This is a genomic window from Streptomyces sp. NBC_01485 (genome assembly GCF_036227125.1).
In the GTDB taxonomy this organism is placed as follows: domain Bacteria; phylum Actinomycetota; class Actinomycetes; order Streptomycetales; family Streptomycetaceae; genus Streptomyces.
The window spans coordinates 4,395,338-4,419,397 of sequence record NZ_CP109435.1 but is presented as its reverse complement, the minus strand read 5'-3'; the positions used below and the strand labels follow the sequence as shown (position 1 = coordinate 4,419,397).

Genomic DNA, 24,060 nt, shown 5'->3' with positions numbered 1-24,060 from the left:
CCCGACGGCTACGACACCCACCTCGCCCCTCACCTCACTCCTCCCACTTCACTCCACCCGCAGCATGTACCCCAACCCCCGCACCGTCTGAATCAGCCGGGGCTCGCCGTACCGCTCCAGTTTGCGGCGCAGGTACATGACGTAGACGTCGAGGGTGTTGGACGTCGGCTCGAAGTCGAAGCCCCAGACGTCCTTGTGGATCTGGGCGCGGCTGAGGACCTTGGAGGGGTGGCGCAGGAAGTACTCCAGGAGGGAGTACTCGGTGCGGGTGAGGTCGAGGGGGCGGGCGGCGCGGGTGACCGTGCGGGAGGAGGGGTCCATGGCGACGTCGTGGAAGGTCAGGCGGGCGGAGGCGGGTTTGGGGGGCGGGGGAGTCCGGCGGGTGGCGCGGCGGAGCAGGGCCCGTACCCGGGCGAGGAGTTCCTCCACGGCGAACGGTTTCATCAGGTAGTCGTCCGCGCCGTTGTCGAGGGCGACGATGCGGTCGCCCACGGCGTCCCGGCCGGTGATCATCAGGATCGGGACGGTGGAGCCGGAGGCCCGGATGCGGCGGGTCGCGGCCAGCCCGTCGAGGCCGGGCATGGACACGTCCATCAGGACCAGGTCGGGCGGGTCGTCCGGTGCGCCGAGGAGGTCCAGGGCGAGGCGGCCGTCGTCGGCGAGTACGGTCTCGTAGCCCTCGAAGCGGAGCAGCCGGCCGATTCCCTCGCGTACGTCCGCGTCGTCGTCGGCCAGCAGTATCTTCCCGGCCCTCTCTGCCGGAATCGCCCGCCCTGTTGCAGTCGCCCGCCCCGCCGGAGTCGCCCGCCCCGCTGGTGTCGCCCGCCCTGCTGGTGTCGTCAGCCCCGTTGGTGTCGCCCGCCCTGCTGGTGTCGTCAGCCCCGTTGGTGTCGCCCGCCCTGCTGGTGTCGTCCGCTCTGCCGGAATCGCCATCCCCACACGGTTCGCCATCCCCTCAAGGTGGGGCGAGGGGCTGTGACGGGGCTGGCAGGGGGGTGTCAGGAAGCCGTGGGCGTCCAGTCGCCCAGCCAGTCCGCGACCTCCTGGCCGGCGGCCTGGGCGGCGGTGAGCTGGGGCCGGTCGCCGCTCGCGGCGCCCGAGCCCGCGCCGGTGTTCTGGTACTCGGCGAACCGGTCGTCCTTCCAGGAGAAGCCGCTCATGTCGGTCCAGGGCGTGGTCTTGATCGCGGCGCTGAGGGAGGTGTTGCGGATGGTGGTCTGCGGGTCGAGGCTGGCGTCACCGCCGGCGTGCCAGGGCCGGCCGAGGTAGAAGCTGCGGTCGGAGACGGCCCCGTTCACCGTGGAGTTGGCGATCAGGATGCCCTTGCGGTTCGCGGCCGTGCTGGGGGCGGTGACGTAGCCGGCCGAGGTGCCGTTCCAGCGCTTCTTCAGGGTGATGACGGACTTGTCGAGCACGGCGGTGGCGCGGCCGAAGACGAAGTCGGTGTTGCCGACGACGTTGGAGTTGCTGATGTAGACGCGCCCCAGCCGGTCCTTGGACGCGGTGTCCACCAGCAGGGTGTCCTGGTCGCCGCTGACGACGACGCCGTCGAGGAACACCCTGTCGGCGGAGGTGCGCAGGGCGACCGCCTGATTGGCGATGTCCTGGTGCGCGGCCTCGTCGAAGTCGTTGGAGAAGGTCAGGTTGCGGGCCTGGAAGTCGTCCGCGTCGACGGCGACGGTGGCGCTGCCGCCGGTGCCGTACGTGCCCGAGCCGTCGGGCTTCGGTGTGCCGGACGCGTTGTTGTAGACGATCACGGTGTCCGTACGGCTGCCGCCGGTGCCCCGGATGGTGACGTGCGGCTTGTTGGCCGGGACCTTCACCAACTCGCGGTACGTGCCCGGCTTTACGGCGATCACGACGCGCGAGGGGTTGTTCGCCGGTACGGCGTTCACGGCGGCCTGCACGGTCCGGTACTGGCCGGAGCCGTCGGCGGCGACGGTGAGCGTGGTGACGGCCGCTGCCTTGACAGGGGCGCTCATGCCGACCGAACTGCGGGGTCCGACGCGCGACTTGAGGAGCGCGGGGACGTCCGCCGCCTTGTCGAGGGCGTACGGGTAGTACGTCCTCGGATCCCAGGCCGAGCCCGAACCCCCGCTCTCGTTCTTGCCGTTGGTGCCGGTGAAGACGTTGCCGCGCTGGACGAGGGTGGCGGTGGCGTCCCGGACGACGGGGTTGGTCATGCCCTGGAAGTAGGAGTTCTCCAGGACCATGTTGGTCCTGCCGCGCGAGTAGTTGCCGTACGAGGACTTGATGTCCGTCCCCGCCACGTCCTCCAGGAAGTTGTTGTACAGGTGCGCGTGGGCGACGTTGTCCGTGGACGGGTTGCGCTGCTCGGTCTCGCGGATCCAGTTGTGGTGGATCGTGAGATCGGCGGTGACGTTGTCGGTCCAGCCGATGCCGAACGCCTTGTTCTCCTGGCTCAGTTTGTTCCAGGAGACGGTCAGGTAGGTGGTGTCCTTTCGGCTGTCGATGAGCCCGTCGGCCATGTGGCGCAGGTCGTTGTGGTCGATCCAGACGTGGTGGGCGCCGTCCATCTGAACGGCGTCGAAGTCGTGCTCCTTGTCGTTCCAGACGCCCTGGTAGGCGTCGCGGATCGTCAGGTTCCGGATAATGACGTTGTGGACACCCTGCCCGAGGAAGAAACCGCCGCCGACGATCTGCCCGGTGGTCCCCGCCCCGATGATGGTCTTGTCGGAGGCGACCTTGATCTCCTTTCCGACGGGATCCATGGTGATGGCGGCCGCGACGACGATGATGTACGGCTCGGACGCGGTCGCGTACTTCTCCAGGTCGGCGAGTGTCTTCACGGTGACGGTCCTGCCGTCCCGGCCGCCGTAAGTCCCGTTCTGGCCCAGGGCGTTGACGGAGGCGAAGCCGTCGGCGACATCGGTGACACCGGCGAGCGCGGAGGCCGCAGCAGATGCGGTGGACGCGGTGGATGCGGCGGGCGTGGAAGTCGTGGCGGTCGCGGACATCGCGGAGGTCGTGGCGGCGGTCAGGGCCAGCGGGATCCCGACCAACAGGGCGGCCTTGTTGCGGCGTTGACGGCGACGGGACGTGCTGCGGGTTTGGCTCATGGCTGCTTCCGATCAAGTGAGGGGTCAACTGAAGTGCGAACCGGGTCACTTGGGTGTTGCAACCGGGAGAGGAAAGGTTGCCGTCACGAGAGGACGGAAGGGACGGAGAGCCGGAGACCGGCGACCGGAGAGGAAGCGCGATGATCGGGACGGTGTTCCGGAGCGACGACGTGCCGGCGGGAGACAGGTTCGACTACTGGCGGGAACTGGTCGGCCGGACGCGCTCCAGCGAAATCATCAGCGACCACGCCGCCGACTTCTGGGCGCAGCAGCGGCTGATGGAACTGGGGCCGGTGACCGTGAGCCAGATGTCGTTCCTGCCGACGCGCTACCACCGGACGCCGAAAATGGTGCGCCAGTCCGACCCCGAGCTGTACCACCTGACCCTGCTGACCGACGGCGGGCTGGCGCTCGACCACGCAGGGCGGGCCAGCACGTTCGTCTCCCGTGACCTGCACCTGGCCGACAGCTCGCAGCCGTACGACGTCAGGTCGGCGGACGACCGCGAGGGCTGTGTCGTCAGAGGAATGGCCGTGGACTTCCCCAAGGCACTGCTGCCTCTGCCGCCGTACCGGGTAAGGGAGTTGCTGAGCCGGGAGCTGCCGGGGCGCGAGGGGATCGGTGCGCTGCTGGCGGAGTTCCTCGTCGGGCTGGAGCGGCAGGCCGACATCCTCCAGCCGTCCGACGCGCCCCGCCTGGGCACGGTCGTACTCGACCTGCTGTCGGCCTGGTTCGCCCAACTGCTGGAGACGGAGGCGGCCTTGTCACCGGAGACCCGCAGCCGTGCCACAGCGGAGCGCGTCCAGGCGTTCATCCGGCAGAACCTGCACGACCCGGAACTGACGCCCCCGGTGATAGCAGCCGCGCACCACATCTCCGTCAGCTACCTGCACCGCATCTTCCAGCAGCAGTCACACGGCGAGACGGTCGCGGCCTGGATCCGTCGCCGACGCCTGGAGAGCGCCCACCGGGACCTGGCGTCGCCCGCGCTGCGCGGCACGCCGATCCACCTCGTCGCCGCCCGCTGGGGCTACCCCCGCGCCTCCGACTTCACCCGCGCCTTCCGGGCCGCCTACGGCATCTCACCCAAGGACTACCGGCAACAGGCGCTGTCCGGACGGGAGTAGGACGGGAACAGCCCGGGAGTAGACGCAGCGCCAAGAAAACTGTCGACCGACTGCGAACGACAGCAGGACGGCACCCGGGCATTGTTGTTCCTGCAACGGGGGAACCCCTCGGTCGCGGAGCTGAACCGCTCCGCGACCGAGGAAATCCGGTGCCGAGCGGCGTCGAGCGGCGTCGAGCCGAGGTTGCGGCTATCACCACCCCCCGTCCCCGGAGACGCCCGCCGGGATCCGCCCGCCCCGGCTGACCGCGATCCGCACGACGTCCGCCAGCGACTCGGCAGCCCGAGTGAGCGCGAAACGCACGGCCCGTTCGCCGGCCTTGGGGTCGGCGAGTACAGCCCCCGCTCCTGCCAATACGTGTTCCGCTGAGGCGAGTTGGGATGCCTCGACGTTGTCGGCGAGGAGGGAGAGACGGCTCTGATCGTCGTCGGTGTCGAGGTAACACGGCTTGCCGTCGAGGTTGGTCCAGGGCAGGAGACGGAGGCCGCCGCCGGCGGAGGTCGACGGTGACTCATGGACGTCGCTCACCTGGAGACCTCCTCTTCACGTTCACGGCGCCGGTCGATCTCGTAGAGCTCCTGGAGCCTCGCCATGCTGAGGAGATGCGGGACGCGTTTGGGCGGGGCGTCGACGGGGGGCGTCGGCAACGGCTCCTTGCGGGGCGGTTCGGGCTGGACGGCACGGTGCGGATGCCGGTGCTGATACCCGTGACGGTGCCGGGCGGGCAACGGGATTCGCGCGAGTGTGCGCAGTAGCGACTCGCGGAAACCCGCGATACGTTCCCTCATGCTGGCGGTCCTTCCGAATGCGTCGGCCACGCCCCCGGGTCGATTGCCCTCGACCGCGGGGGTTTTCGTCTGTCGTCTGTCGTGGCGTTGGCCTGACGAGCGGCGATTACCGTTCGTGCCTCGATCGTCACCGATGCGACGTACGCTGCGAAAGGGGTTCGGTGTTGTCTGGGGCGCCAGGCAACGGGGAGGAGTGACGTGGCTGAAACGGTTGACGGGGAACGGGAGTCGGGGCGGGCCGTGCTGGGCCGAACGCTGAAGTTCCTCCGGGAGAAGGCGGGCAAGTCGCTGGGACAGCTCGCCGATGACACCGGGTACGACAAGAGCTACCTGAGTCGGCTGGAGTCGGGTGAGCGACTGTCCAAGGTGACCGTCATGGAGGACTTGGACGGGTACTACGGGGCCGGTGACCTGCTGGTTCGGCACTGGCGCGCGGCGCGACTGGTCGCATTCAAGGACCAGTACAAGCGGTTCATGGAGCTGGAAGCGACTGCTCGGATCATGTGGAAGTTCACGCTGGGGATTCCCGGGCTTCTGCAGACCGAGGATTTCGCCCGGGGGGTGTTGTCTGGGGCCCAGACAACGGCTGACGGTGACGAGGCCGTCGAGGAGCAGGTGGCGGCACGGCTCGGGCGGCAGTACCTCCTGCGGCGGAAGCCTGGGCCCGACGTCCGCGTCATCGTGGACGAGTTCGCGCTTCGGCGGCCTGCGGCTCAGGGCAAGACGTGGCACGACCAGCTACTTCATCTTGAAGTGGCTGCGATGTGGCCCAATGTGGCGTTGCAGGTACTCCCGTTCTCGGCGGGCGCGCACCACCACATGAACGGGTCGCTGACCCTGCTCTGGCAGGGGGACGGGAGCGCTGTTGCCTACACGGAAGGCAACAGCAGCGGCCTGCTGGTTGAGGATCCGGACGAGGTTCTGAGGCAGAGATTGTCCTACGATCGGCTCCGCGACCTGGCGTTGTCCCCGTCGGACTCGCTCACGTTCATCAGGGACGTACTGGAGGAGCACAGACACCATGACGCACACGCCTGATCTCAGCACCGCCGCGTGGCGCAAGTCGTCTTACAGCGACGGGGGAGACAACAACTGCGTCGAGGTCGCCGACGGCTACGCGGGCATGATCCCCGTCCGTGACAGCAAGGTGCCGGACGGCCCGCTGCTCGTGTTCGGGGCGAACTCGTGGGACCCGTTCGTGACGAAGATCAAGGGTGATGTGTGATGACCCCCGACCTTGCCTCCACTGTCTGGCGCAAGTCGAGCTACAGCGAAGGGGGTGCCAACGACTGCGTCGAGGTCGCCGACGGCTACCTCGGTCTCGTCCCCGTGCGGGACAGTAAGACGCCCGCCGCCCGTCCGGTGGTCTTCTCGGGCGGGTCCTGGGCCGTGTTCTTGGAGGGGGTGAAGGGAGAGGGTGGTCGGCGCACGTTCGGGTGACATATGCCGGAAGCCCTGATGTTCGAGGCGTCGCCGCCAACATGCTGGATCTCGTGACCACGACACGAACGACAGATCCACGGAGCGCGAGGCGGCTATGGTCGTAAAGACGGCGCGTCCAAGGAGGGCATCGACCATGACTGCTCACGCTACGGAAAACGACCGGATCATCCCGCCCATGCCCGAGCGGACGCCGAACGCGCTGCGCGCGGCCATCGTCCAGCACGCTCCCGAGCTTCTCCCGAGTTTCGACGCGCACTGGAAGCGGGCGATCGCCGACGCTTACAACGTGGGTCCCGTGCTGGCCTTCATGGCCCTTTGGTGGGGTGAGTACGCCCTCGCCCGCGACCCCAAGTTGGACGCACACGTGCGCGATCTCGAACATCGAGCCGCGTACGAGTGCACCGACACCGCCGAGGCCAAGGCACTCCTGGAAGAAGCGGCCAAGATTCACTACCGGGTCCGAGAGTTGGAGCCCGGCGAGTGACCGATGGGTTCATGGGGCCGCCCTGGCAGATGGACTGGCGGGTCGATGCCCTTGCCGGCTTCGAGGCGCTGCCTGACCACATTCGTGAGATCGTCCTGGTCGCGCGTGGCGAACTGGTCACCGCGAAGGACCCGTATTTTCGAGGTATCGACGCCGATGCCGGGCTTCCCGACGGTGTGCAGGTCATACCGGCTCGGTCCACTGATCCGAAGGGCCGCCACATCTGCTTGTTCGACAACAGCAACGGCTGGTTGAAGTACACCTTCGTCCGCCGAACCGATGGTCCACAGATCGTGATCGAAGAGCTCTTCTGGCAGGAAGCCGATCCCGTTACGGGGTTTCCGGCGGAGGCGTAGCCGCCCCCGGCAGCCGTATCGTCGCCACCGTGCCGCCGCCCTCCGCGCGGGCCAGGGTGACCTGGCCCCCGGACTGCTCGACCGTGCGGGCGACGATGGACAGGCCGAGGCCCGAGCCCGGGAGGGCGCGCGCACTCGGGGAGCGCCAGAAGCGGTCGAAGACGTGGGGGAGTTCGTCCTCGGGGATGCCGGGGCCGTGGTCGCGGACGGTCAGGGTGCCGTCGGTGAGCTGGACGTCGATCGTGCCGCCCTCGGGGCTGAACTTCACCGCGTTGTCCAGGATGTTGACCACCGCCCGCTCCAGCGCGGCCGGTTCGGCCCTGGCGTACCAGGGGTCGAGGGACGCGTTGATCGACAACTCCGGGCCGCGCAGGCGGGCTCGGCGCAGCGCCGACTCGACCGTGTCCTCCAGCGAGACCACCTGAACGCGTTCGCCGCGCTGGCCTTGCGAGCGGGACAGTTCCTGCAAGTCGCCGATGAGCGACGCCAGTTCCGTCATCTGCGCCTTCACCGACGCCAGCAGCGCCTTGCGGTCCGCCTCCGGGATCGGACGGCCCGTCTCCTCGCTTCGGGTGAGGAGTTCGATGTTCGTCCGCAACGAGGTGAGGGGGGTGCGGAGTTCGTGACCGGCGTCCGCGATCAACTGCTGTTGCAGCTCATGGGAGTTGGCGAGGGAGGAGGTCATGGAGTTGAAGGAGCGGGAGAGGCGGGCTACTTCGTCCTCGGCGTCGTCCTCGACGGGGATCCGGATACTCAAGTCCTCCGTCCGGGCCACGTGTTCGACAGCCTCGGTGAGCTTGTCGACGGGCCGCAGCCCCGCCCGGGCGACCGCCAGACCGGCGGCGCCGGCTCCGAGGACTCCGACGCCGGAGACGAGGAGGAGGATCAGGGCGAGGTCGTTGAGGGTCGACTGGGTGCCCTTCAGGGAGACAGCGACAAGGAGCGCGACGTTGGGACCCGTGTCCCCGGTGACGGTGGTGGTGGCGAGCGGCTGGAGCATGACGCGTACCGCGTTGCCGGCCGAGTCGCTGCCGTCACGGAAGTAGAGCTTGTCGGTGTTGCCGTTCCTGATCTCGCTCTTGTCGGACTCCGTGACCTTGACCTTGCCGATGGAGGCACCGAGGACGCAGACGGTCCCGTCCCTCTTGACCACCTGGATGTAGTTGTTCCGGTAGGGGCTGTTGGTGTTCTGCGGGGTCTCGGAGCAGTTGTTGATGGCGTCGTTGATCATCTGCTCGGGCGCCCGCATGCCCCTCTGCAGATCGTTGTTGACCTGCTCGTACAATTTCCCCTGCACGATGAACCAACAAGTCACCGAAACCGCCGCCACCGCGAACGCCACAGCGGCAGCGACCAGCATCGACAGCCGGGCCCGGATCGGGAGGGTCCGGAAGCGGCGTACCAGCTTGTTCACTCCGCGCCGCCCTGTCGCAGGACGTACCCCACGCCCCGCACGGTGTGCACGAGGCGCGGTTCGCCGCCGGCTTCCGTCTTGCGGCGCAGGTACATCACGTACACGTCCAGCGAGTTGGACGACGGCTCGAAGTCGAAGCCCCAGACCGACTTCAGGATCTGCTCACGGGTGAGGACCTGGCGGGGGTGTGCCATGAACATCTCCAGCAGCGTGAACTCCGTGCGGGTCAGTTCCACCGGGCGGCCGGCCCGTGTCACCTCCCGCGTCGCGAGGTTCATGCGCAGGTCGCCGAAGGTGAGGGCCTCGTCGTCCTCCGCCGTGCCCGCTCCGGCCGCCGCCGCGTAGGAGCTGCGGCGGAGCAACGCCCGTACGCGGGCGAAGAGTTCGTCGAGTTCGAAGGGCTTGACCAGGTAGTCGTCCGCCCCGGCGTCCAGTCCCGTCACGCGGTCGCCGACCGTGTCGCGGGCCGTCAGCATCAGGATGGGCGTCAGGTCGCCCGCGCCCCGGATGCGGCGGGCCGCGGTGAGGCCGTCCATGCGCGGCATCTGGATGTCCAGGACCACCAGGTCGGGGTTGTAGGCCGTCGCCTTCTCCAGGGCGTCCGCGCCGTCGACCGCGACCTGCGTGTCGTAGCCCTCGAAGGCGAGGCTGCGCTGGAGTGCTTCGCGCACCGCCGGCTCGTCGTCGACGATCAGGATGCGCTGGGTGTCACGGTCGCCTTCGGCGGGGCTCATGGGCGTGTATTCCTCGGGTGCGGTGGGACGGACGGGAGGCTGGGCCTGCTCAACGTGCTGAGCGACTTCAGCCTCGCACGGTTACCGGCGTGCGCGTAGAGACGTGGAGAGCGGGCGGCGTGTGAGATCAGCCGCGCATCGCCGCGAGCCGGTTCAGCGGAACCTTGCGCAGGTGCGGGCGGGCGGCCGTGGTGCGCAGGCCCATCAACTGCGGGGCGGTCAGGTGCGGGGCCGTCAGTTGCGGGGCGGCCACCTCGGGGGCGCGAACCGCCGTCCGCGCCACCGGCGCGTGCAGTTCGTACGCCACGTCGAGGGCCAGGGCGAGGTCGGCCGCGCCGAAGCCGGTCACCGGGTGCGAAACCTGCTTGATCATGACGTTCTCCCTACGCGGTCGGTGGACGTTCGGTGGACGTTCAGCTGTCGGAGCCGCCGGCCCGCAGCGTGGCGAGGTCGGCCTTGACGGTGTTGATCGGGATGGCGAAGCCGAGGCCGACGCTGCCGGCGTCGGAGGACGACGAGGCCGCCGCGGCGGAGTACATCGCGGAGTTGATGCCGATGATGTTGCCGCCCGCGTCGATGAGCGCGCCGCCGGAGTTGCCGGGGTTGAGGGAGGCGTCGGTCTGGAGCGCCTTGTACGTCGTCGTGGACGTGCCCGTGTCGCCGTTGAACTGCCGGCCGCCGAACTGGAACGGCCAGTTGCCGCCCCCGTCGCCCTGCTGGCTCTCGCTCTGGCTCTGGCTCTCGTCCGTCGAGACGGTCACGTCCCGGTTCAGCGCGGAGACGATGCCGCTGGTGACGGTGCCGGACAGGCCCTCGGGCGAGCCGATCGCCACGACCGTGTCACCGACCTTGACGCCGGCGGAGTCGCCGAGGGTCGCCGCCTTCAGGCCGGACGCGTTCTCCAGCTTGATCAGCGCGAGGTCCTTCTTGCTGTCGGTGCCGACGACCTTGGCGGTGTACGACTTGCCGTCGCTGGTCGTCACCTTGACCGAGTTCGCACCGGAGATGACGTGGTTGTTGGTGAGGATCTCGCCGTCACCGGTGATGATCACGCCGGATCCGGTGGACGTCCCGTTGCTCAGCGTGGCGCTGATCTCGACGACGCTCGGGCTGACCGCCGCAGCGATCGAGGCGACGTCACCGGTCTTGCTGGACGGCACCACACTGGTCGTGGTGGACGAGGAGACCACCTCGTTCTTGCCGGTCAGCTCCTGGATGCCGTACGCCGTGCCGCCGCCTATGGCCGCCGCGACGATCGCCACGGCGGCGAGCAGCGCGAGCGGCCCCCGGGTGCGCTTCTTCTTGCCGGCGGGAGCGCCGGGCGCGGGCTCCGCGGCCAGGGGGGTGAGGAGAGCGGTTCCGCCGTCATGGCCGCCGCCGTGGCCGCCGTAGCCGCCGTGGCCGGCGCTCCCGCCGGCGGCTGCCTGCGTCTGCCACACCGCGCTCGGCTCGACCACCGGCGGCTGCTGCTGCGTCGGCTGCGCGACCGGCTGGTACACCGGCGGGGGCGGCCACTCGGGGTTCACGGGGGAGGAGCTCATGGGGGCGGAGGCGTGCTGCTGGGCGCCCTCGTACGGGGCCTGGTACGGGTTCTCGAAGTTCTCGTACTCGCCGCTGCGGCGGATGCTCTCGGTCATGGAAAGAAGCTTGCCGCTCAACCATGAGAGCTCCCTGAGTGCTCCCTGAGAAGCCCGGCAGAACCTCGTATGCCCGATATAAAGGCCCGTCGGAGGCTAGGAGGTTACATACGGGGGGCCGGACAAAGGCCTGCCGGGGTTACGCGCAGCCGCAGGACCTGCGGAGCACCAGCCGTGACGGGAACACCTTCAGCCGCTCGCGGCGGGAGCCCACGACCCGCAGACCGTCGTCCAGGACGAGGTCGACGGCCTCGCGGGCCATCGCCGAGCGGTCCGATGAAATCGTTGTCATGGGCGGGTCAGCAAGGCCCGCTTCCTTGATGTCGTCGAAGCCGATGAGCGCCAGCTCGCCCGGCACGTCGATGCGCAGCTCGCGCGCCGCGCGCAGCACGCCGATCGCCTGGTCGTCGGTGGAGCAGAAGATCGCGGGCGGGCGGTGCGGCCCGGCGAGGATCTCCAGGCCGACCTGGTAGGCGTCGTAGCGGTTGTACGGGGCCTCGAAGAGCCGGCCCTCGGTGCTCAGCCCGGCCTCGTCCATCGCGCGCCGCCAGCCCTCGACGTGGTCGGAGACGGGGTCGCCGACGGACGGGGTCTCGGCGGTGCCGCCGACACAGGCCACATACGGGTGGCCGTGCTCCAGGAGGTGGCGGACGGCGAGCTGGGCGCCGCCCAGGTCGTCGGTGACGACGGCGACGTCGTCGATGGCCTCGGGGCGTTCGTGCAACAGCACCACGCGGGCGTCCCACGCGTCGATCTCGGCGGCCGCCAGGTCGTTCAGCGCGTGGCTGACGAGGATCAGGCCCGAGACGCGCATGCCGAGGAACGCCCGCAGATAGTGGACCTCGCGCTCGGCGACGTAGTCGGTGTTGCCGACCAGCACCATTTTTCCGCGCTCGGAGGCGGCCTGCTCGACCGCGTGCGCCATCTCGCCGAAGAACGGCTGACGGGCGTCCGGGATGATCAGGCCTATGAGGTCCGTGCGCCGGGACGCCATCGCCTGGGCGACCCGGTCGGGCCGGTACCCCAGTTCCTTGATGGCGGCGAGGACACGCTCGCGCGTGGCCGGTGCGACCGGCCGGGGTCCGTTGTTGATGACATAACTGACGACGGCGGTGGAAGTCCCCGCCAGCCGCGCCACATCATCCCGAGTCACCTTGGCCACCCACGGAGTCTACGCGGATGGACCCGCTCTGGGCAGGGCGTGAAGAAGCTTCCCTGTCGCTTCCCCTCGCTTCCCGGTGCGGAAGCGAGGGCCTGTCCGAGCAGGTAGGCGGCCTACTGGCGGGTACTACGCCTCCGCCGAGACCTCTTCGGCGTCCAGGGCGGCCGCGTTGTCCGCATCCTCCGTGTTTGCCTGCGCCGCCCGCTCCGCCTTGGCCTTCGACTCGTCCGTGGCGCGCTCCCCCTTCTCGGGGGTAACGAATCGATAACCCACGTTCCGCACGGTCCCGATCAGCGACTCGTGCTCCGGGCCGAGCTTCGCGCGCAGCCGTCGTACGTGGACGTCGACCGTGCGGGTGCCGCCGAAGTAGTCGTAACCCCAGACCTCCTGGAGGAGCTGGGCGCGGGTGAAGACGCGGCCGGGGTGCTGGGCGAGGTACTTCAGGAGCTCGAACTCCTTGAAGGTGAGGTCGAGGACCCGGCCCTTCAGCTTCGCGCTGTAGGTCGCCTCGTCGACCGACAGGTCGCCGTTGCGGATCTCCATCGGGGAGTCGTCGTTGACGATCTGCTGGCGGCCCATGGCCAGCCGCAGCCGGGCCTCGACCTCCGCCGGTCCGGCGGTGTCGAGGAGGACGTCGTCGATGCCCCAGTCGGCGGTGACGGCTGCGAGGCCGCCCTCGGTCACGACGAGGACGAGTGGACAGCCGGGGCCGGTGGAGCGCAGCAACTGGCACAGGCTGCGCACCTGGGGCAGATCACGGCGGCCGTCGATCAGGATGACGTCGGCGCCGGGGGTGTCGACGAGGGCGGGGCCCTCCGCCGGAGCCACGCGCACGTTGTGCAGCAGCAGGCCGAGAGCGGGCAGCACCTCCGTCGACGGCTGGAGAGCGTTGGTCAGGAGCAGCAGAGAACTCATACGTCTGGTTCCTCCTCGGTCCCTGCGAGGACGTTTGCGGCACTGCGGTACTGCGTTGTTGCGGGGGCACTGCTCTGCGTTCCCGAAAGGCCCGGTACACCCGTGGTCACCTGGCGTTTCCCGCCCGGTCGCCACTTCGTATACAACGCTCCCGAAAGCACAAAAGGACCCGGGGGCTACGCTGCCCGAGTCCTCTGTCCAGCAGAATAGCCCACATGAGCAGCAGTGCGGCAGGTCATGCGGCACGTTCCATGGTTCGTCCGGATTCCGAGACGGGCGCGCGCGCACCATTGCGGACGTTTCTGCCTACCGGCGACGGTATTTCGATCGATTCCGTATACGAACCGGGTGACGTCGTATACGACGCCTCCGCGCCATCCTCCCGTCATCCCGCGTTCGCAGGCGCGTCCGTGACCGCGTTCGTGACCGCGTTCGTGATCGCACTGCGCCGACTGCACTGGCTGGTCACCCGCCCCGAGGGCCGCCTGGTCGGCCGCTACGGCTTCCGGACCCGTATCGACCGCCGCGAGTGGGACCCCGTACCGCTGTCGCCCGTCGAGGCGGTCCCGAAGATCGCCCCGACCCCGCTGCTGATCGTGCACGGCGACCGGGACGGCTACTTCCCCCTCGACCACCCCCGGATGCTCGCCGAGGCCGCCGGTGACCACGGCGAACTCTGGCTGGAGCCCGGCATGGGCCACGCCGAGCACGCCGCCGACGATCGTCTGCTGGCCCGTATCGGGGACTGGGCGGCCACGCGGGCGGGCTAGCCTGACCGTGTACACAGCCGATCGATCGAGGAAACCGATGCCCAAGGTCACGGTGCGCTACTGGGCGGCCGCCAAGGCCGCGGCCGGGGTCGCCGAGGAGCCGCACGACGCGGACACCCTCGCCGAGGCCCTCGACGCCGCGCGTACGCGACACCCCGGCGAACTGGTGCGTGTCCTGCGGCGATGCTCGTTCCTCATCGACGGTGACCCCGTGGGCACCCGCGCACATGAGACGGTACGGCTGGCCGACGGCGGCACGGTCGAGGTGCTCCCGCCGTTCGCAGGAGGGTGACGATGTCCGACCAGCAGCCGTATCAGCCGTATCAGCCATACCAGGAGTACCAGCCGTATCAGCCGGCCCAGCCGGCGCAGGGGTACGACCAGCAGGAGTGGCCCGGGCAGCAGCAGGGGTACGACGACCCGCAGGCCCAGGCCGACCCTCGGTACACCCAGGACGCCCAGGACACGCAGTACACGCAGCAGTGGCAGGGCGAGACCTGGGAGACGAGCGTCCAGCCGACGCTCACCCCTGCCGACCCCGACCCCGCCCAGTCGTACGGGAACCCGCAGCCCGCGTCATACGGCGACCAGGCGGCCTACACGCCGTACGTGTCCCCAGCCGCACAGGTACCGGCACCGGTGCCTGTATCGGCACCCGGGACCGAGGGCTACGGCCCCGCGACCGTCGCCGGCAACGCCCGTCTCACCGACGCCCAGCGGGCCCGGCTGGAAGGGCGTTCACCGATCATCGAGCCGGGGATGCAGCCCGCCGCGCTCACCGCGCTCCTCGGACTGCTCCTCTCCGGCGCGGCGGCGATCGGCTCGTACGCGCTCCTCGTCCCGCTCGTCCTCCTCCAGGCCGTCACGGCGGCGGGCTGGTTCCGGCTGAACGGCATGTGGCCGGCCCGGCAGGGCATCGCCCTCGCCTTCCTGGGCGCGCTCGTCTCGGACGTCGCGCTCCTCGCGGCCGGCCGGGAGAACGCGCCCGCCGCGATCCTCGGCACCCTCGGCGTGTGGGTGCTGCTCTGCCTGGTCCTCCAACTGCGTTCGCACGCCGACCCGGACGAGCGCATGGCCGGCCTGATGGCGACCGTCGCCTCCTCCGCGCTGGCCGTCCTGGCCACCGGGCACCTCGGTGCCGAGCCGGACGCGGTGACGGTCGGCGCCGCCGCGGTCGCGGTGGCCGTCCTGGCCCGGGCGCTGCCGCTGCCCACCCCCGCCTCCGTCGTCGTGGCGCTGCTCGCCGCGGCGGGCGCGGGCATCGCGGTCGGCGGGATCACCGGGATGGGCGCCAAGGGCGCGCTGCTCGGCGCGGGCGCGGCCGTCTGCGCGCTCATCGGCCACCGGGTCGCGAGCTACGACTACCCCTCCCGCTTCGTCCACTTCACGGCGGGCGTGGCCCTGCCGCTGGCCGCGGCGGCACCGGCGGTGTACGTGCTGGGGCGGGCGCTGGCGTAAGGCCCGCGCAGGTCCCGCGTCGGTCCGGCGTAGGGCTGGCACAGGTCCGCCGTAGGGCCGGCGTCGGTCCGGCACGGGGAAGTCAAGACGCGGCAAGGGTCTGTCACAGGTGATCGACAATTCGGCGGCAGCCCTTGCCCTGCGGGTTACGTTGAACCGTCGTCAGTGATGTCAGGGGGAACCACCACATGCGTGCGCTTCGAATTCTGCTGGTCGTCGTCGTGATCCTGGGCGGCCTGTTCGTCCTCGCGGACCGGCTCGCCGTCAACTTCGCGCAGGGCGAGGTGGCCGACAAGCTGAAGACCAGCGAGGGCCTCGCCGCCACCCCGGACGTGTCCATCAAGGGCTTCCCGTTCCTCACCCAGGTCGTCGGCGGTTCGCTGGACGACGTCGAGGTCGGCATCAAGGACTACGAGGCGGCGACCGGCACCAGCGGCCGGACCATCCGTATCGACGACCTCCAGGCGGACATGAAGGGCGTCGCGTTCTCCGGCGACTACAGCTCCGCCACCGCGGCCAGCGCCACCGGCACCGCGTCCATCACCTACGCCGAGCTGCTGAAGACGGCGAAGTCCGAGCCGACGCAGGTGATGCCGGGCGTCACCGCCAACGTCGTCGGTCTCTCCGACGGCGGCAACGGCAAGATCAAGGTCGCCGTCGAGGCCACCGTCCTCGGCACCAAGCTGCCGCAGCCCGTGTACGTCCTCAGCACGGTCGCCGTCGAGGGCGACACCGTCCGGGTGCACGCCGACTCGCTGCCCAGCTTCGGCGGGGTCCGGGCCGCCGAGAACGAGGTGCGCTCGATCACCGACTTCCAGCAGAAGATCGACGAGCTGCCCGGCGGGATCAAGCTCGACAAGGTCGAGGCGGGGAAGAACGGTGTGGAGATCTCGGTGAAGGGTTCGAACGTCAAGCTGGCCGGGTAGGGCTGGCCTTCAGGACGATGTCCTTGATGGACGGCCGACGTCCGACAGGCGAGACGCCGCCGTCCGCACCGTAGCTGTGATGACGGATACAAGCGCCCGGAAGCCGCACACCGACGGCCCGGGCGCTTCGCATGTCCCAGTATCCGGACGATCGCGTCTCACCATTCGGAGCACTGGTGACACGGCCGCCTGTCCGTCCCTACGATCGACGGCATGATGCAGCGACAGGCGGATCTCACGAAGCGGCGGGCAGTAGACCTGTGCCGCGTCGCCGCCATGCTCTGTCGCCCCTTCTGAGCGGAAGCGCCGCCGGCCTTCCGCGCCTCCCGGCGCCCTCACTCGAGGGCATCCGTGCGCCGGCCGCCGGCGAGACCCGGCCGCGCACCCCTCTTTCTTGCACACCCCCGCCGCAACTGCCCCGGAGGAGAACGAGCATGAGCCGCAGCGACGTCCTGGTCGACGCAGACTGGGTCGAGGCCAATCTCGACAACGCCGACATCGCCATCGTCGAGGTCGACGAGGACACGTCCGCGTACGAGAAGAACCACATCCGCAACGCCATCCGGATCGACTGGACCAAGGATCTCCAGGACCCGGTCCGCCGTGACTTCGTCGACCAGGAGGGCTTCGAGAAGCTCCTGTCGGCCAAGGGCATCGGCAACGACACGCTGGTGATCCTGTACGGCGGCAACAACAACTGGTTCGCGTCCTACGCCTACTGGTACTTCAAGCTGTACGGCCACGACAACGTCAAGCTGCTCGACGGTGGCCGCAAGAAGTGGGAGCTGGACGCCCGCGAGCTGGTCGAGGAGGTGCCCGCGCGCCCCGAGACGTCCTACTCGGCCAAGCCGCAGAACACCGCCATCCGCGCCTTCCGCGACGACGTCGTGGCGGCGATCGGCGCGCAGAACCTGGTCGACGTCCGCTCGCCCGACGAGTTCAGCGGCAAGCTGCTCGCGCCGGCCCACCTCCCGCAGGAGCAGTCGCAGCGTCCGGGCCACGTCCCGTCCGCCCGCAACATCCCGTGGTCGAAGAACGCCAACGACGACGGCACCTTCAAGTCGGACGACGCGCTCAAGGAGCTCTACGCCGACGAGCAGGTCGACCTCGCCAAGGACACGATCGCCTACTGCCGCATCGGCGAGCGCTCGGCCCTGACCTGGTTCGTGCTGCACGAGCTGCTGGGCGTGGAGAACGTCAAGAACTACGACGGCTCCTGGACCGAGTACGGCTCCCTGGTCGGCGTCCCGATCGAGCTCGGCGCCAACAAGTAACCGCTGCGACCAGAAGGAAACAAGACATGTGTGGAGCGAAGGCCGGCGGCCCGGACGCCTCGACGATCAAGCCCGGTGAGACCACCATCCAGGGTCAGGTGACCCGCGACGGCGAGCCGGTGGTCGGATACGTCCGCCTGCTGGACTCGACCGGCGAGTTCACGGCCGAGGTCCCGACCTCGGCGACCGGACAGTTCCGCTTCTACGCGGCCGAGGGCACCTGGACCGTCCGCGCCCTCGTTCCGGGCGGCACGGCGGACCGCACCGTCGTCGCCCAGACGGGCGGCCTCGCAGAGGTCGCGATCACCGTCTGACGACAGCAGCACCGGCAGGGCCGTACCCCGTACGCAGGGGTACGGCCCTTCGCCATGCCACGTACACGGGCCTACCCAGGACGCATGTACGCCCGCCGCCGGCACGACCCCTCCTCGACGGGCCCTCGCACTGCTTCGCAGGCTTCGGAGCCCTGTGCCGGACTCCGTCCGGCGGCCTTCGGCGTGGGCCTGTGTCCTGGGTTCCCGAGCTGCCCGGAATCGTTGGCTCGGATCTACGCTGAAGGTATGTACGCCCGCCGCCGGCACGTCTACTTCGCCATGATGGGCACCTGCATCGGCCTCTTCGTCCTGGCCTGGGGAGTCGTGCGTCTGTGGTCGATGCCCGTGGCCGTCGGGATGTGTGTGGTCGCCATGGTCATCCCGCCGGTCGCCGCGATGGTCGCCAACCGGCGCGGCCCCGAGGACCGCTGGTGGGACGACCCCTCCGGCGACCCGAAGTCCGACGAGTGGTGGGACGAGCTGGACGGCAAGAAACGCCGCCCGTAGCGCCCCGCCGCCCCGCAGTGAGACGGCTGTCTCAGTAGACGAGCGCCTGCGTCTCGTCCCCCAGCGCCTCCTGCAAGAAGACCTGCGCCCCCGCGATCCGTACGCCCTCGATGACGTCCTTCTCCGTGATGTCCCGGCGGGCCGCGCACTGGGTGCACAGGGTGAGGCGGCCGCCCGCGAGGATCGAGTCGAGCAGGTCGGGCAGCGGGGCCGCGTGCGGCAGCTCGAACTCGGCGGCCCGGCCCGGCAGCGCGAACCACGCGGACTCCCCGGTCAGCCACAGCGAGACCTCGACCCCGCTGGCCACGGCCACCGCCGCGACCGTGAACGCCTGAGAACACCGCTCGGGCGCATCGGCACCCGCCGTCACCTTGATCACGAGCTTCTTCGCCATACCTGAATCGTAATCAGCTACCCCACGACCGCCGGTGACGTCATCGCCCTGGTCGTCCAGTCCCGCGCGGGCGCGGCAGCCGCCGTTCCCATCCAGCAGACGGTGGCCCTGCAGAGCCGGCTTCTCGGCTGACCCGTAAGCTGGCCTCCGGCCCTGTCGTACGTGTACCGAAGCTGTACGTGTACCGAACCACGCTCATCCGAGGAGCACCCCGTGGAGATCTTCTTCGAAGCCCTGCTGGTCCTGGTCTGCGTCGGCGTCCTCGCCTTCGCCGGTCTGACCGTGAAGAAGCTGTACCAGGGCCAGCGCTGACCGACCACGTCCAGTCCAGGAACCGCCACTCATGATCGAGATCCCGTCCGACCTCCACAAGGACCTTCTCCCCCTCGCCTTCCTGCTCGGCAGTTGGGCGGGCGCGGGCGTGCACGACTTCCCCGGCTCCGAGAAGTGCAACTTCGGACAGGAGGTCACCTTCGGCCACGACGGCCGTGACTTCCTCGAGTACCACTCCCACACCTGGGTCCTGGACGGCGACGGCAACAAGGTCCGCCCCCTGGAGTCGGAGTCCGGCTTCTGGCGCATCGACGCCGACCGCAAGGTCGAGGTGACCATGGTCCGCGACGACGGCGTGGTCGAGATCTGGTACGGCGACCTGGCCGCCAAGAAGCCGCAGATCGACCTGGTCACGGACGCGGTCGCCCGCACGGCCGCCTCCGGCCCGTACACCGGCGGCAAGCGTCTGTACGGCTACGTCAAGAGCGACCTCATGTGGGTCGGCGAGAAGCAGACCCCCGAGGTCGAGCTGCGCCCCTACCTGTCGGCCCACCTGAAGAAGGTCGTCACCCCGGAAGACGTCGAACGCTGGGCGAAGGCCCTCCCGGACGACATGCCGGACGACGGGATCGCCTTCTTCAAGTAGACCTAGACTCTTCGGTGTGGTGAACACTGGAAGCACCGACTGGAAGAGCGACCTGCGGCAACGCGGCTACCGGCTGACCCCGCAGCGGCAACTTGTGCTCGAAGCCGTGGACACCCTGGAGCACGCGACCCCCGACGACATCCTCGTGGAAGTGAGGAAGACGGCGTCGGGGGTCAACATCTCGACCGTGTACCGGACCCTGGAGCTCCTGGAGGAGCTCGGGCTGGTCAGCCATGCCCACCTCGGGCACGGCGCGCCGACGTACCATCTCGCCGACCGGCACCACCACATCCACCTCGTCTGCCGGGACTGCCAGAACGTGATCGAGGCGGACGTCCAGGTGGCCGCCGAGTTCCGGGCCAAGCTGAAGGCGAGTTTCGGCTTCGAGACCGACATGAAGCACTTCGCGATCTTCGGCCGCTGCAAGGACTGCTCGCTCAAGGCTTCAACCGGCCAGCCTTCAACTGCCCAGCCTTCAACCGCCAAGGCTTCAACTACCGAGTCGTAGGCTTAGGCGTATGAAGAGCCCTCTGCTGTCCCTGCCCGGCGCCGTCCCCGCCGAGGGCGTGGACGAAGACGTCGCCGGTCACTACGGCGACCTGTTCCGCGAGCAGCGTGCCCTCGCCGACGGCGCCGGTTTCGTCGACCTCTCGCACCGCGGAGTCGTCGCCGTCACCGGCGCGGACCGGCTGAGCTGGCTGCACCTGCTGCTCACCCAGCACGTCACCGACCTCCCCGCCGGCCAGGCGACCGAGGCGCTGATCCTCTCCGCGCACGGCCACATCGAGCACGCGCTCTACCTGGTGGACGACGGTGAGACGGTCTGGGCGCACGTCGAACCCGGCACCCAGGACGCGCTGATCGCCTACCTGGAATCGATGAAGTTCTTCTACCGGGTCGAGGTCGCCGACCGGACGGCGGACACCGCGGTCGTCCACCTCCCGGCGGGGTCGATCGCACCCGTCCCGCCCGGCGCCGTCGTCCGCGAGACCCCGTACGGCCGCGACCTCTTCCTCCCCCGCGCCGACCTGGAGTCGTACGCCGCGCAGGCCGGTCCGCCGGCCGGGATCCTCGCCCACGAGGCGCTCCGCGTCGAGCACCACCGGCCGCGCCTCGGCTTCGAGACCGACCACCGCACCATCCCGCACGAGCTGGGCTGGATCGGCACGGCGGTCCACCTCCAGAAGGGCTGCTACCGGGGCCAGGAGACGGTCGCCCGCGTGCAGAACCTCGGCAAGCCGCCCCGCCGCCTCGTCTTCCTCCACCTGGACGGCAGCGAGGTCCTTCTCCCGCCGGCCGGCACCGAACTGCGCGTCGCCACCGAGGACCCCGACGGCCGCAAGATCGGCTTCATCACCACGTCCGCCCGCCACCACGAACTCGGCCCGGTGGCCCTGGCCCTGGTGAAACGCAACGTCCCGCTGGACGCCCCCCTGGTGGCGGGCACCACGGCCGCGGCCCAGGAAGTCGTCGTCGAACCCTAGTTCGCCAGTGCGCCGCGTCAGTTCGCCACGCCGGTTCGCGCCCCCGGTTTTTCACATCTCGATCAGGACGGTGAACGGGCCGTCGTTCGTCAGTGACACGCGCATCTGCGCGCCGAACCGGCCCGTCGCCACCGTCGCGCCGAGGGCGCGCAGCCGGGCGACGACCTCGTCGACGAGGGGCTCGGCGACGTCGCCGGGGGCGGCCGCGTTCCAGGTGGGGCGGCGGCCCTTGCGGGCGTCGCCGTACAGCGTGAACTGGCTGATCACCAGCAGCGGGGCGTCGATGTCACTGCACGACTTCTCGTCGTTCAGCATGCGCACCGACCACAGCTTGCGGGCGAGCTGGGCCGCCGTCTCCCTGGTGTCCTCGTGGGTGACCCCGACCAGGACGCACAGGCCCTCGCCGCTGATCTCCCCGACCGTCTCGCCGTCCACGACGACGCTCGCGCCGTCCACTCTCTGCACCACCGCTCGCATGCCGACCATGATGCCGGGTCCCCGGCGGGCGGCTCGCGGGGGCCCATTTTTGATCCTTAAGCCCCTATCTGGGGCCGTTCGGGGGGACTCGGTCACATAGCGGCGACTTGGGGTGGCACGATGCTTCCACCACACGCCGGCCGAGGGGACGGGGCAGAGGGACATGAGCACACCGAGTACCGGGCGGCCTGCCACACAGCGGCCGCCGGCACAGCGCAGCGACAGCCCCGTGCTGCCCACGGAACCACCGGAGCACGACCTGCCCCGGCTGAGCCTGCCCGAGCTGCGCACCCTGCGCCGGGACGCCCAGCGCGACGAGGCCGACCTGAGCTACGTACGACGGCTGCTCCAGGGCCGTATCGACATCCTGCGCGCGGAGCTGGCCCGGCGGTCCCCGACGGGTGCGGCGTCCGTGGTCGACCGGCTGTCGGAGATCCTCACCGACGCCCCGTCCGGCCACCGCTCCTCGGCCCGGCACGTCACGCTGGGCACCCCGCACAGCGAGGAGTACCGCCGGCTGGCCGCCGACATGCTCGCCGACGTCGAACTCTCCGACCTCGACGCCCGCACCGACCTCGAACTCCACGAGGCGATGGCCCGCCTCGTGCGCTACGAACAGCAGGTCTCCAGCAGCCGCCAGCGACTCCAGCGGACGGCCGACGAGTCGGGCGCGGAGGTCACGCGACGGTACCGGGAGGGCGAGGCGCAGGTGGAGGACCTGCTGGTGTGACTCAGGGAGCGGTAGCGGGAGCGGGCGGGGGCGGTACGGGCGGGTGTGCGGGGCCGAAAAAATCCCCCGCCCACCCGCCCCCACCTGCATACGGTGATCGTATGACCGACATACGCCCGATCACCGACGCCGAGCTTCCCGACTGGACACGCGCCCTCAACACGGGCTTCCTGCGTCCGCCCACCGTCACCGACCAGGCCCTCGCCGACCGCCGCACCACGATCGCGGACTCCCGAACCTCGGGCGCCTTCGACGCGGGCCGGTGTGTGGCGACGTTCCGCTCGTTCGCCCAGGAGCTCACGGCGGTGGGCGGCGCCCCCGTCCCCGCCGACGCCATCTCCAACGTCGCCGTGTCGGCCACCCACCGCCGCCGCGGTCTCCTCACCCGTCTGATCAGCGACGACCTGACGGCCGCGAAGGACCGCGGAGACGTCGTCGCCACCCTCATCGCCGCCGAGTACCGGATCTACGGACGGTACGGCTTCGGCCCGGCCACCACGATGACCGAGTGGACGATCGACGTACCCCGGGCCGGCCTCGACCCGCGCCGGTCGGGCCCGGAGGACGGCGGCCGGATCGACCTCGCCGACGCCGAGGAGGTCCGCAAGGCCGGTCCCGAGCTCCATGAGCGGCTGCGGCTCGCCCAGCCCGGCGCGGTCAGCCGGGACGAGCACTGGTGGGCCGCGGACACCGGCCTGCTGCGGCCGGGCGGCAACCCCTGGACCGAACCCTTCTACGCGGTGTACCGCTCGGCGGACGGCACGGTGGAGGGACTGGTGTCGTACGCGGCCGACGAGACGTGGAGCGCCGCCAAGCAGCCGCGGAACACGGCGTCCGTGAACTGGCTGCTCGCGGTGACCCCGGCCGCCGAGCGCGCCCTGTGGCGCTACCTCTGCTCCATCGACTGGATCACACAGGTCAAGACGGGTTGGCGGGCCCCGGACGACCTGGTCCCGCTCCTGTTGCCCGACCCGCGCGCGGCGAGCATCAGCACGCAGGCGGACTGGCTGTGGGTGCGGATCCTGGACGTCGTACAGGCCCTTCAGGCGCGTACGTACGACGCGGAGGGCTCGTTGGTCCTGGAGGTCGTGGACCCGGCCGGTCTGGCCGGAGGCCGCTTCCTGCTGGACGCGACCCCCGACGGCGCCTCCTGTACGCCGACCACCCGCAGCGCCGACCTCACCCTGGGCGTCGCCGAGTTGGCGACGCTGTGGCTGGGCGACGAGTCGGCGGGGCGGCTGGCGGCGCTGGGCCGGCTCCGGGAAGAACGAGCGGGCGCCGCCCGAGGGGCCGACGCCCTGCTGCGCACGTCCGGGCGACCTTGGTGCCCGGACATGTTCTGACGGCTCCTTTCGGTCGGGCGGAGGGTCTGGGTACTCGTGTGTCCGTGTACCCGTGTGTCTGTGTGTCCGTGTATCCGTAGCTGTTCAGTTGTGGCTGTGCGGTCCTGCTCTGTCTGTTCAGTTGTGGCTGTGCGGGCGATGTTCAGTTGTGGCTGTACGTCGGTGCCGACCGTTCGGGCTCCCGGCTCCCCTCCGGAAGGGAACCCACCGGCCAACCATCTGAAAGTTTGACCATGTTGCTGAAGTTGGCTGCCAACTTCACTGTACTTATGTCCGCTTGGAAGCGTCCTATAACCATCTCTCTTTGAACTGCCCAAAGATGGC

General features: G+C 69.7%; 31 protein-coding genes. 19 read left to right on the top strand and 12 right to left on the bottom strand.

Annotated elements, in window-relative coordinates:
- Positions 1-48: 48 nt before the first annotated feature.
- Together OG352_RS20125 and OG352_RS20120 are read right to left on the bottom strand one after the other, a co-directional pair.
- Positions 49-933 (bottom strand): response regulator transcription factor, encoded by an 885-nt coding sequence (locus OG352_RS20125; RefSeq protein ID WP_329218688.1) that lies wholly within the window; start codon positions 931-933, stop codon positions 49-51.
- A gap of 65 nt (positions 934-998) precedes the next feature.
- Complete coding sequence (locus tag OG352_RS20120) at positions 999-3,080, bottom strand: pectinesterase family protein (protein WP_329218687.1); 2,082 nt, start codon at positions 3,078-3,080, stop codon at positions 999-1,001.
- A 140-nt stretch (positions 3,081-3,220) separates the two neighbouring features.
- On the opposite strand from OG352_RS20120, the gene OG352_RS20115 reads away from it, so the two are divergent.
- Entirely contained in the window at positions 3,221-4,207 is a 987-nt protein-coding gene (locus tag OG352_RS20115; protein ID WP_329218686.1) for a helix-turn-helix transcriptional regulator, read from the top strand.
- A 192-nt stretch (positions 4,208-4,399) separates the two neighbouring features.
- Here OG352_RS20115 and OG352_RS20110 read toward each other — a convergent pair whose 3' ends face one another.
- Both OG352_RS20110 and OG352_RS20105 read right to left on the bottom strand, forming a co-directional pair.
- Positions 4,400-4,735, bottom strand: coding sequence for a hypothetical protein (locus tag OG352_RS20110; protein WP_329218685.1), 336 nt, complete (start codon positions 4,733-4,735; stop codon positions 4,400-4,402).
- On the bottom strand, positions 4,732-4,995 hold the full coding sequence (locus OG352_RS20105) for a hypothetical protein (protein WP_329218683.1): 264 nt from the start codon (positions 4,993-4,995) through the stop codon (positions 4,732-4,734). Before OG352_RS20105 ends, OG352_RS20110 begins: the two co-directional genes overlap by 4 nt.
- A gap of 198 nt (positions 4,996-5,193) precedes the next feature.
- Between OG352_RS20105 and OG352_RS20100 the strand changes: the two genes are divergently transcribed.
- From OG352_RS20100 to OG352_RS20080, 5 genes are all read left to right on the top strand, one after another.
- The gene (locus OG352_RS20100; protein WP_329218681.1) at positions 5,194-6,033 is read left to right on the top strand and encodes a helix-turn-helix domain-containing protein; all 840 of its coding nucleotides are present in this window, start codon (positions 5,194-5,196) and stop codon (positions 6,031-6,033) included.
- Positions 6,017-6,220: a DUF397 domain-containing protein gene (locus tag OG352_RS20095; RefSeq protein ID WP_329218679.1), complete on the top strand. Its 204-nt coding sequence runs from the start codon at positions 6,017-6,019 to the stop codon at positions 6,218-6,220. The genes OG352_RS20100 and OG352_RS20095 overlap by 17 nt, the downstream gene beginning before the upstream one ends.
- Positions 6,220-6,435 carry a DUF397 domain-containing protein gene (locus OG352_RS20090; RefSeq protein WP_329218678.1) on the top strand — a complete coding sequence of 72 codons (216 nt, stop codon included), beginning with the start codon at positions 6,220-6,222 and terminating at the stop codon, positions 6,433-6,435. The genes OG352_RS20095 and OG352_RS20090 overlap by 1 nt, the downstream gene beginning before the upstream one ends.
- A gap of 136 nt (positions 6,436-6,571) precedes the next feature.
- Complete coding sequence (locus OG352_RS20085; RefSeq protein WP_329218677.1) at positions 6,572-6,922, top strand: DUF6247 family protein; 351 nt, start codon at positions 6,572-6,574, stop codon at positions 6,920-6,922.
- Entirely contained in the window at positions 6,919-7,278 is a 360-nt protein-coding gene (locus OG352_RS20080) for a hypothetical protein (protein ID WP_329218676.1), read from the top strand. The genes OG352_RS20085 and OG352_RS20080 overlap by 4 nt, the downstream gene beginning before the upstream one ends.
- Here OG352_RS20080 and OG352_RS20075 read toward each other — a convergent pair.
- The 6 genes from OG352_RS20075 to OG352_RS20050 all read right to left on the bottom strand — a co-directional run bounded on the left by OG352_RS20075 (position 7,253) and on the right by OG352_RS20050 (position 13,140).
- Positions 7,253-8,692, bottom strand: coding sequence for a HAMP domain-containing sensor histidine kinase (locus OG352_RS20075; RefSeq protein ID WP_329218675.1), 1,440 nt, complete (start codon positions 8,690-8,692; stop codon positions 7,253-7,255). The genes OG352_RS20080 and OG352_RS20075 overlap by 26 nt on opposite strands.
- The gene (locus OG352_RS20070; RefSeq protein ID WP_329218674.1) at positions 8,689-9,426 is read right to left on the bottom strand and encodes a response regulator transcription factor; all 738 of its coding nucleotides are present in this window, start codon (positions 9,424-9,426) and stop codon (positions 8,689-8,691) included. Before OG352_RS20070 ends, OG352_RS20075 begins: the two co-directional genes overlap by 4 nt.
- Before the next feature lie 127 nt (positions 9,427-9,553).
- Positions 9,554-9,799, bottom strand: coding sequence for a hypothetical protein (locus tag OG352_RS20065; RefSeq protein WP_329218672.1), 246 nt, complete (start codon positions 9,797-9,799; stop codon positions 9,554-9,556).
- A gap of 40 nt (positions 9,800-9,839) precedes the next feature.
- A complete protein-coding gene (locus tag OG352_RS20060) occupies positions 9,840-11,063 on the bottom strand; it encodes a S1C family serine protease (RefSeq protein WP_329218670.1) in 1,224 nt (407 codons plus the stop codon).
- A 139-nt stretch (positions 11,064-11,202) separates the two neighbouring features.
- A complete protein-coding gene (locus OG352_RS20055; RefSeq protein ID WP_329218669.1) occupies positions 11,203-12,225 on the bottom strand; it encodes a LacI family DNA-binding transcriptional regulator in 1,023 nt (340 codons plus the stop codon).
- Between the two features lie 126 nt (positions 12,226-12,351).
- Positions 12,352-13,140 (bottom strand): response regulator transcription factor, encoded by a 789-nt coding sequence (locus tag OG352_RS20050; protein WP_329218667.1) that lies wholly within the window; start codon positions 13,138-13,140, stop codon positions 12,352-12,354.
- A gap of 215 nt (positions 13,141-13,355) precedes the next feature.
- Between OG352_RS20050 and OG352_RS20045 the strand changes: the two genes are divergently transcribed.
- The 8 genes from OG352_RS20045 to OG352_RS20015 all read left to right on the top strand — a co-directional run bounded on the left by OG352_RS20045 (position 13,356) and on the right by OG352_RS20015 (position 18,389).
- Entirely contained in the window at positions 13,356-13,910 is a 555-nt protein-coding gene (locus OG352_RS20045; RefSeq protein WP_329218665.1) for a hypothetical protein, read from the top strand.
- 37 nt (positions 13,911-13,947) lie between these two features.
- Positions 13,948-14,202: a MoaD/ThiS family protein gene (locus OG352_RS20040; protein WP_093780201.1), complete on the top strand. Its 255-nt coding sequence runs from the start codon at positions 13,948-13,950 to the stop codon at positions 14,200-14,202.
- Positions 14,203-14,204: 2 nt separating this feature from the next.
- The gene (locus OG352_RS20035; RefSeq protein WP_329218663.1) at positions 14,205-15,368 is read left to right on the top strand and encodes a hypothetical protein; all 1,164 of its coding nucleotides are present in this window, start codon (positions 14,205-14,207) and stop codon (positions 15,366-15,368) included.
- Between the two features lie 188 nt (positions 15,369-15,556).
- Positions 15,557-16,294, top strand: coding sequence for an LmeA family phospholipid-binding protein (locus tag OG352_RS20030; protein WP_329218662.1), 738 nt, complete (start codon positions 15,557-15,559; stop codon positions 16,292-16,294).
- 213 nt (positions 16,295-16,507) lie between these two features.
- The gene (locus OG352_RS40005; protein ID WP_350818853.1) at positions 16,508-16,591 is read left to right on the top strand and encodes an Ms5788A family Cys-rich leader peptide; all 84 of its coding nucleotides are present in this window, start codon (positions 16,508-16,510) and stop codon (positions 16,589-16,591) included.
- Positions 16,592-16,728: 137 nt separating this feature from the next.
- Positions 16,729-17,568 carry a sulfurtransferase gene (locus OG352_RS20025; RefSeq protein WP_329218660.1) on the top strand — a complete coding sequence of 280 codons (840 nt, stop codon included), beginning with the start codon at positions 16,729-16,731 and terminating at the stop codon, positions 17,566-17,568.
- A gap of 26 nt (positions 17,569-17,594) precedes the next feature.
- The gene (locus OG352_RS20020) at positions 17,595-17,882 is read left to right on the top strand and encodes a DUF1416 domain-containing protein (RefSeq protein WP_329218658.1); all 288 of its coding nucleotides are present in this window, start codon (positions 17,595-17,597) and stop codon (positions 17,880-17,882) included.
- A 246-nt stretch (positions 17,883-18,128) separates the two neighbouring features.
- On the top strand, positions 18,129-18,389 hold the full coding sequence (locus OG352_RS20015) for a DUF3099 domain-containing protein (protein WP_329218656.1): 261 nt from the start codon (positions 18,129-18,131) through the stop codon (positions 18,387-18,389).
- A gap of 31 nt (positions 18,390-18,420) precedes the next feature.
- Here the strand turns inward: OG352_RS20015 and OG352_RS20010 are convergent, their stop codons facing one another.
- Entirely contained in the window at positions 18,421-18,783 is a 363-nt protein-coding gene (locus OG352_RS20010) for a DsrE family protein (protein ID WP_329218654.1), read from the bottom strand.
- A 343-nt stretch (positions 18,784-19,126) separates the two neighbouring features.
- Here OG352_RS20010 and OG352_RS20005 point away from each other — a divergent pair, with 343 nt between their 5' ends.
- The 3 genes from OG352_RS20005 to ygfZ are packed head-to-tail and all read left to right on the top strand — an operon-like array spanning position 19,127 to position 21,186.
- Positions 19,127-19,702, top strand: coding sequence for an FABP family protein (locus tag OG352_RS20005; RefSeq protein ID WP_329218652.1), 576 nt, complete (start codon positions 19,127-19,129; stop codon positions 19,700-19,702).
- Between the two features lie 16 nt (positions 19,703-19,718).
- The gene (locus OG352_RS20000) at positions 19,719-20,210 is read left to right on the top strand and encodes a Fur family transcriptional regulator (RefSeq protein WP_329218650.1); all 492 of its coding nucleotides are present in this window, start codon (positions 19,719-19,721) and stop codon (positions 20,208-20,210) included.
- 10 nt (positions 20,211-20,220) lie between these two features.
- Entirely contained in the window at positions 20,221-21,186 is a 966-nt protein-coding gene (ygfZ, locus tag OG352_RS19995; protein WP_329218649.1) for a CAF17-like 4Fe-4S cluster assembly/insertion protein YgfZ, read from the top strand.
- A 51-nt stretch (positions 21,187-21,237) separates the two neighbouring features.
- Here ygfZ and dtd read toward each other — a convergent pair whose 3' ends face one another.
- Complete coding sequence (dtd, locus tag OG352_RS19990; RefSeq protein ID WP_329223896.1) at positions 21,238-21,663, bottom strand: D-aminoacyl-tRNA deacylase; 426 nt, start codon at positions 21,661-21,663, stop codon at positions 21,238-21,240.
- Between the two features lie 163 nt (positions 21,664-21,826).
- Here dtd and OG352_RS19985 point away from each other — a divergent pair, with 163 nt between their 5' ends.
- Together OG352_RS19985 and OG352_RS19980 are read left to right on the top strand one after the other, a co-directional pair.
- Positions 21,827-22,393 carry an RsiG family protein gene (locus tag OG352_RS19985; RefSeq protein ID WP_329218647.1) on the top strand — a complete coding sequence of 189 codons (567 nt, stop codon included), beginning with the start codon at positions 21,827-21,829 and terminating at the stop codon, positions 22,391-22,393.
- Positions 22,394-22,494: 101 nt separating this feature from the next.
- Positions 22,495-23,736, top strand: coding sequence for a GNAT family N-acetyltransferase (locus OG352_RS19980; protein ID WP_329218646.1), 1,242 nt, complete (start codon positions 22,495-22,497; stop codon positions 23,734-23,736).
- Positions 23,737-24,060: the final 324 nt, after the last annotated feature.

Coding starts and splice junctions, on each gene's coding strand:
- OG352_RS20005 (WP_329218652.1), top strand. CDS start 19,127: ATGATCGAGATCCCGTCCGACCTCCACAAGGACCTTCTCCCCCTCGCC.
- OG352_RS20125 (WP_329218688.1), bottom strand. CDS start 933: ATGGCGATTCCGGCAGAGCGGACGACACCAGCAGGGCGGGCGACACCA.
- OG352_RS20010 (WP_329218654.1), bottom strand. CDS start 18,783: ATGGCGAAGAAGCTCGTGATCAAGGTGACGGCGGGTGCCGATGCGCCC.
- OG352_RS19985 (WP_329218647.1), top strand. CDS start 21,827: ATGAGCACACCGAGTACCGGGCGGCCTGCCACACAGCGGCCGCCGGCA.
- OG352_RS20095 (WP_329218679.1), top strand. CDS start 6,017: ATGACGCACACGCCTGATCTCAGCACCGCCGCGTGGCGCAAGTCGTCT.
- ygfZ (WP_329218649.1), top strand. CDS start 20,221: ATGAAGAGCCCTCTGCTGTCCCTGCCCGGCGCCGTCCCCGCCGAGGGC.
- OG352_RS20025 (WP_329218660.1), top strand. CDS start 16,729: ATGAGCCGCAGCGACGTCCTGGTCGACGCAGACTGGGTCGAGGCCAAT.
- OG352_RS20115 (WP_329218686.1), top strand. CDS start 3,221: ATGATCGGGACGGTGTTCCGGAGCGACGACGTGCCGGCGGGAGACAGG.
- OG352_RS19980 (WP_329218646.1), top strand. CDS start 22,495: ATGACCGACATACGCCCGATCACCGACGCCGAGCTTCCCGACTGGACA.
- OG352_RS20090 (WP_329218678.1), top strand. CDS start 6,220: ATGACCCCCGACCTTGCCTCCACTGTCTGGCGCAAGTCGAGCTACAGC.
- OG352_RS40005 (WP_350818853.1), top strand. CDS start 16,508: ATGATGCAGCGACAGGCGGATCTCACGAAGCGGCGGGCAGTAGACCTG.
- OG352_RS20065 (WP_329218672.1), bottom strand. CDS start 9,799: ATGATCAAGCAGGTTTCGCACCCGGTGACCGGCTTCGGCGCGGCCGAC.
- OG352_RS20015 (WP_329218656.1), top strand. CDS start 18,129: ATGTACGCCCGCCGCCGGCACGTCTACTTCGCCATGATGGGCACCTGC.
- OG352_RS20105 (WP_329218683.1), bottom strand. CDS start 4,995: ATGAGGGAACGTATCGCGGGTTTCCGCGAGTCGCTACTGCGCACACTC.
- OG352_RS20120 (WP_329218687.1), bottom strand. CDS start 3,080: ATGAGCCAAACCCGCAGCACGTCCCGTCGCCGTCAACGCCGCAACAAG.
- dtd (WP_329223896.1), bottom strand. CDS start 21,663: ATGCGAGCGGTGGTGCAGAGAGTGGACGGCGCGAGCGTCGTCGTGGAC.
- OG352_RS20020 (WP_329218658.1), top strand. CDS start 17,595: ATGTGTGGAGCGAAGGCCGGCGGCCCGGACGCCTCGACGATCAAGCCC.
- OG352_RS20035 (WP_329218663.1), top strand. CDS start 14,205: ATGTCCGACCAGCAGCCGTATCAGCCGTATCAGCCATACCAGGAGTAC.
- OG352_RS20085 (WP_329218677.1), top strand. CDS start 6,572: ATGACTGCTCACGCTACGGAAAACGACCGGATCATCCCGCCCATGCCC.
- OG352_RS20070 (WP_329218674.1), bottom strand. CDS start 9,426: ATGAGCCCCGCCGAAGGCGACCGTGACACCCAGCGCATCCTGATCGTC.
- OG352_RS20040 (WP_093780201.1), top strand. CDS start 13,948: ATGCCCAAGGTCACGGTGCGCTACTGGGCGGCCGCCAAGGCCGCGGCC.
- OG352_RS20050 (WP_329218667.1), bottom strand. CDS start 13,140: ATGAGTTCTCTGCTGCTCCTGACCAACGCTCTCCAGCCGTCGACGGAG.
- OG352_RS20060 (WP_329218670.1), bottom strand. CDS start 11,063: ATGACCGAGAGCATCCGCCGCAGCGGCGAGTACGAGAACTTCGAGAAC.
- OG352_RS20030 (WP_329218662.1), top strand. CDS start 15,557: ATGCGTGCGCTTCGAATTCTGCTGGTCGTCGTCGTGATCCTGGGCGGC.
- OG352_RS20045 (WP_329218665.1), top strand. CDS start 13,356: ATGAGCAGCAGTGCGGCAGGTCATGCGGCACGTTCCATGGTTCGTCCG.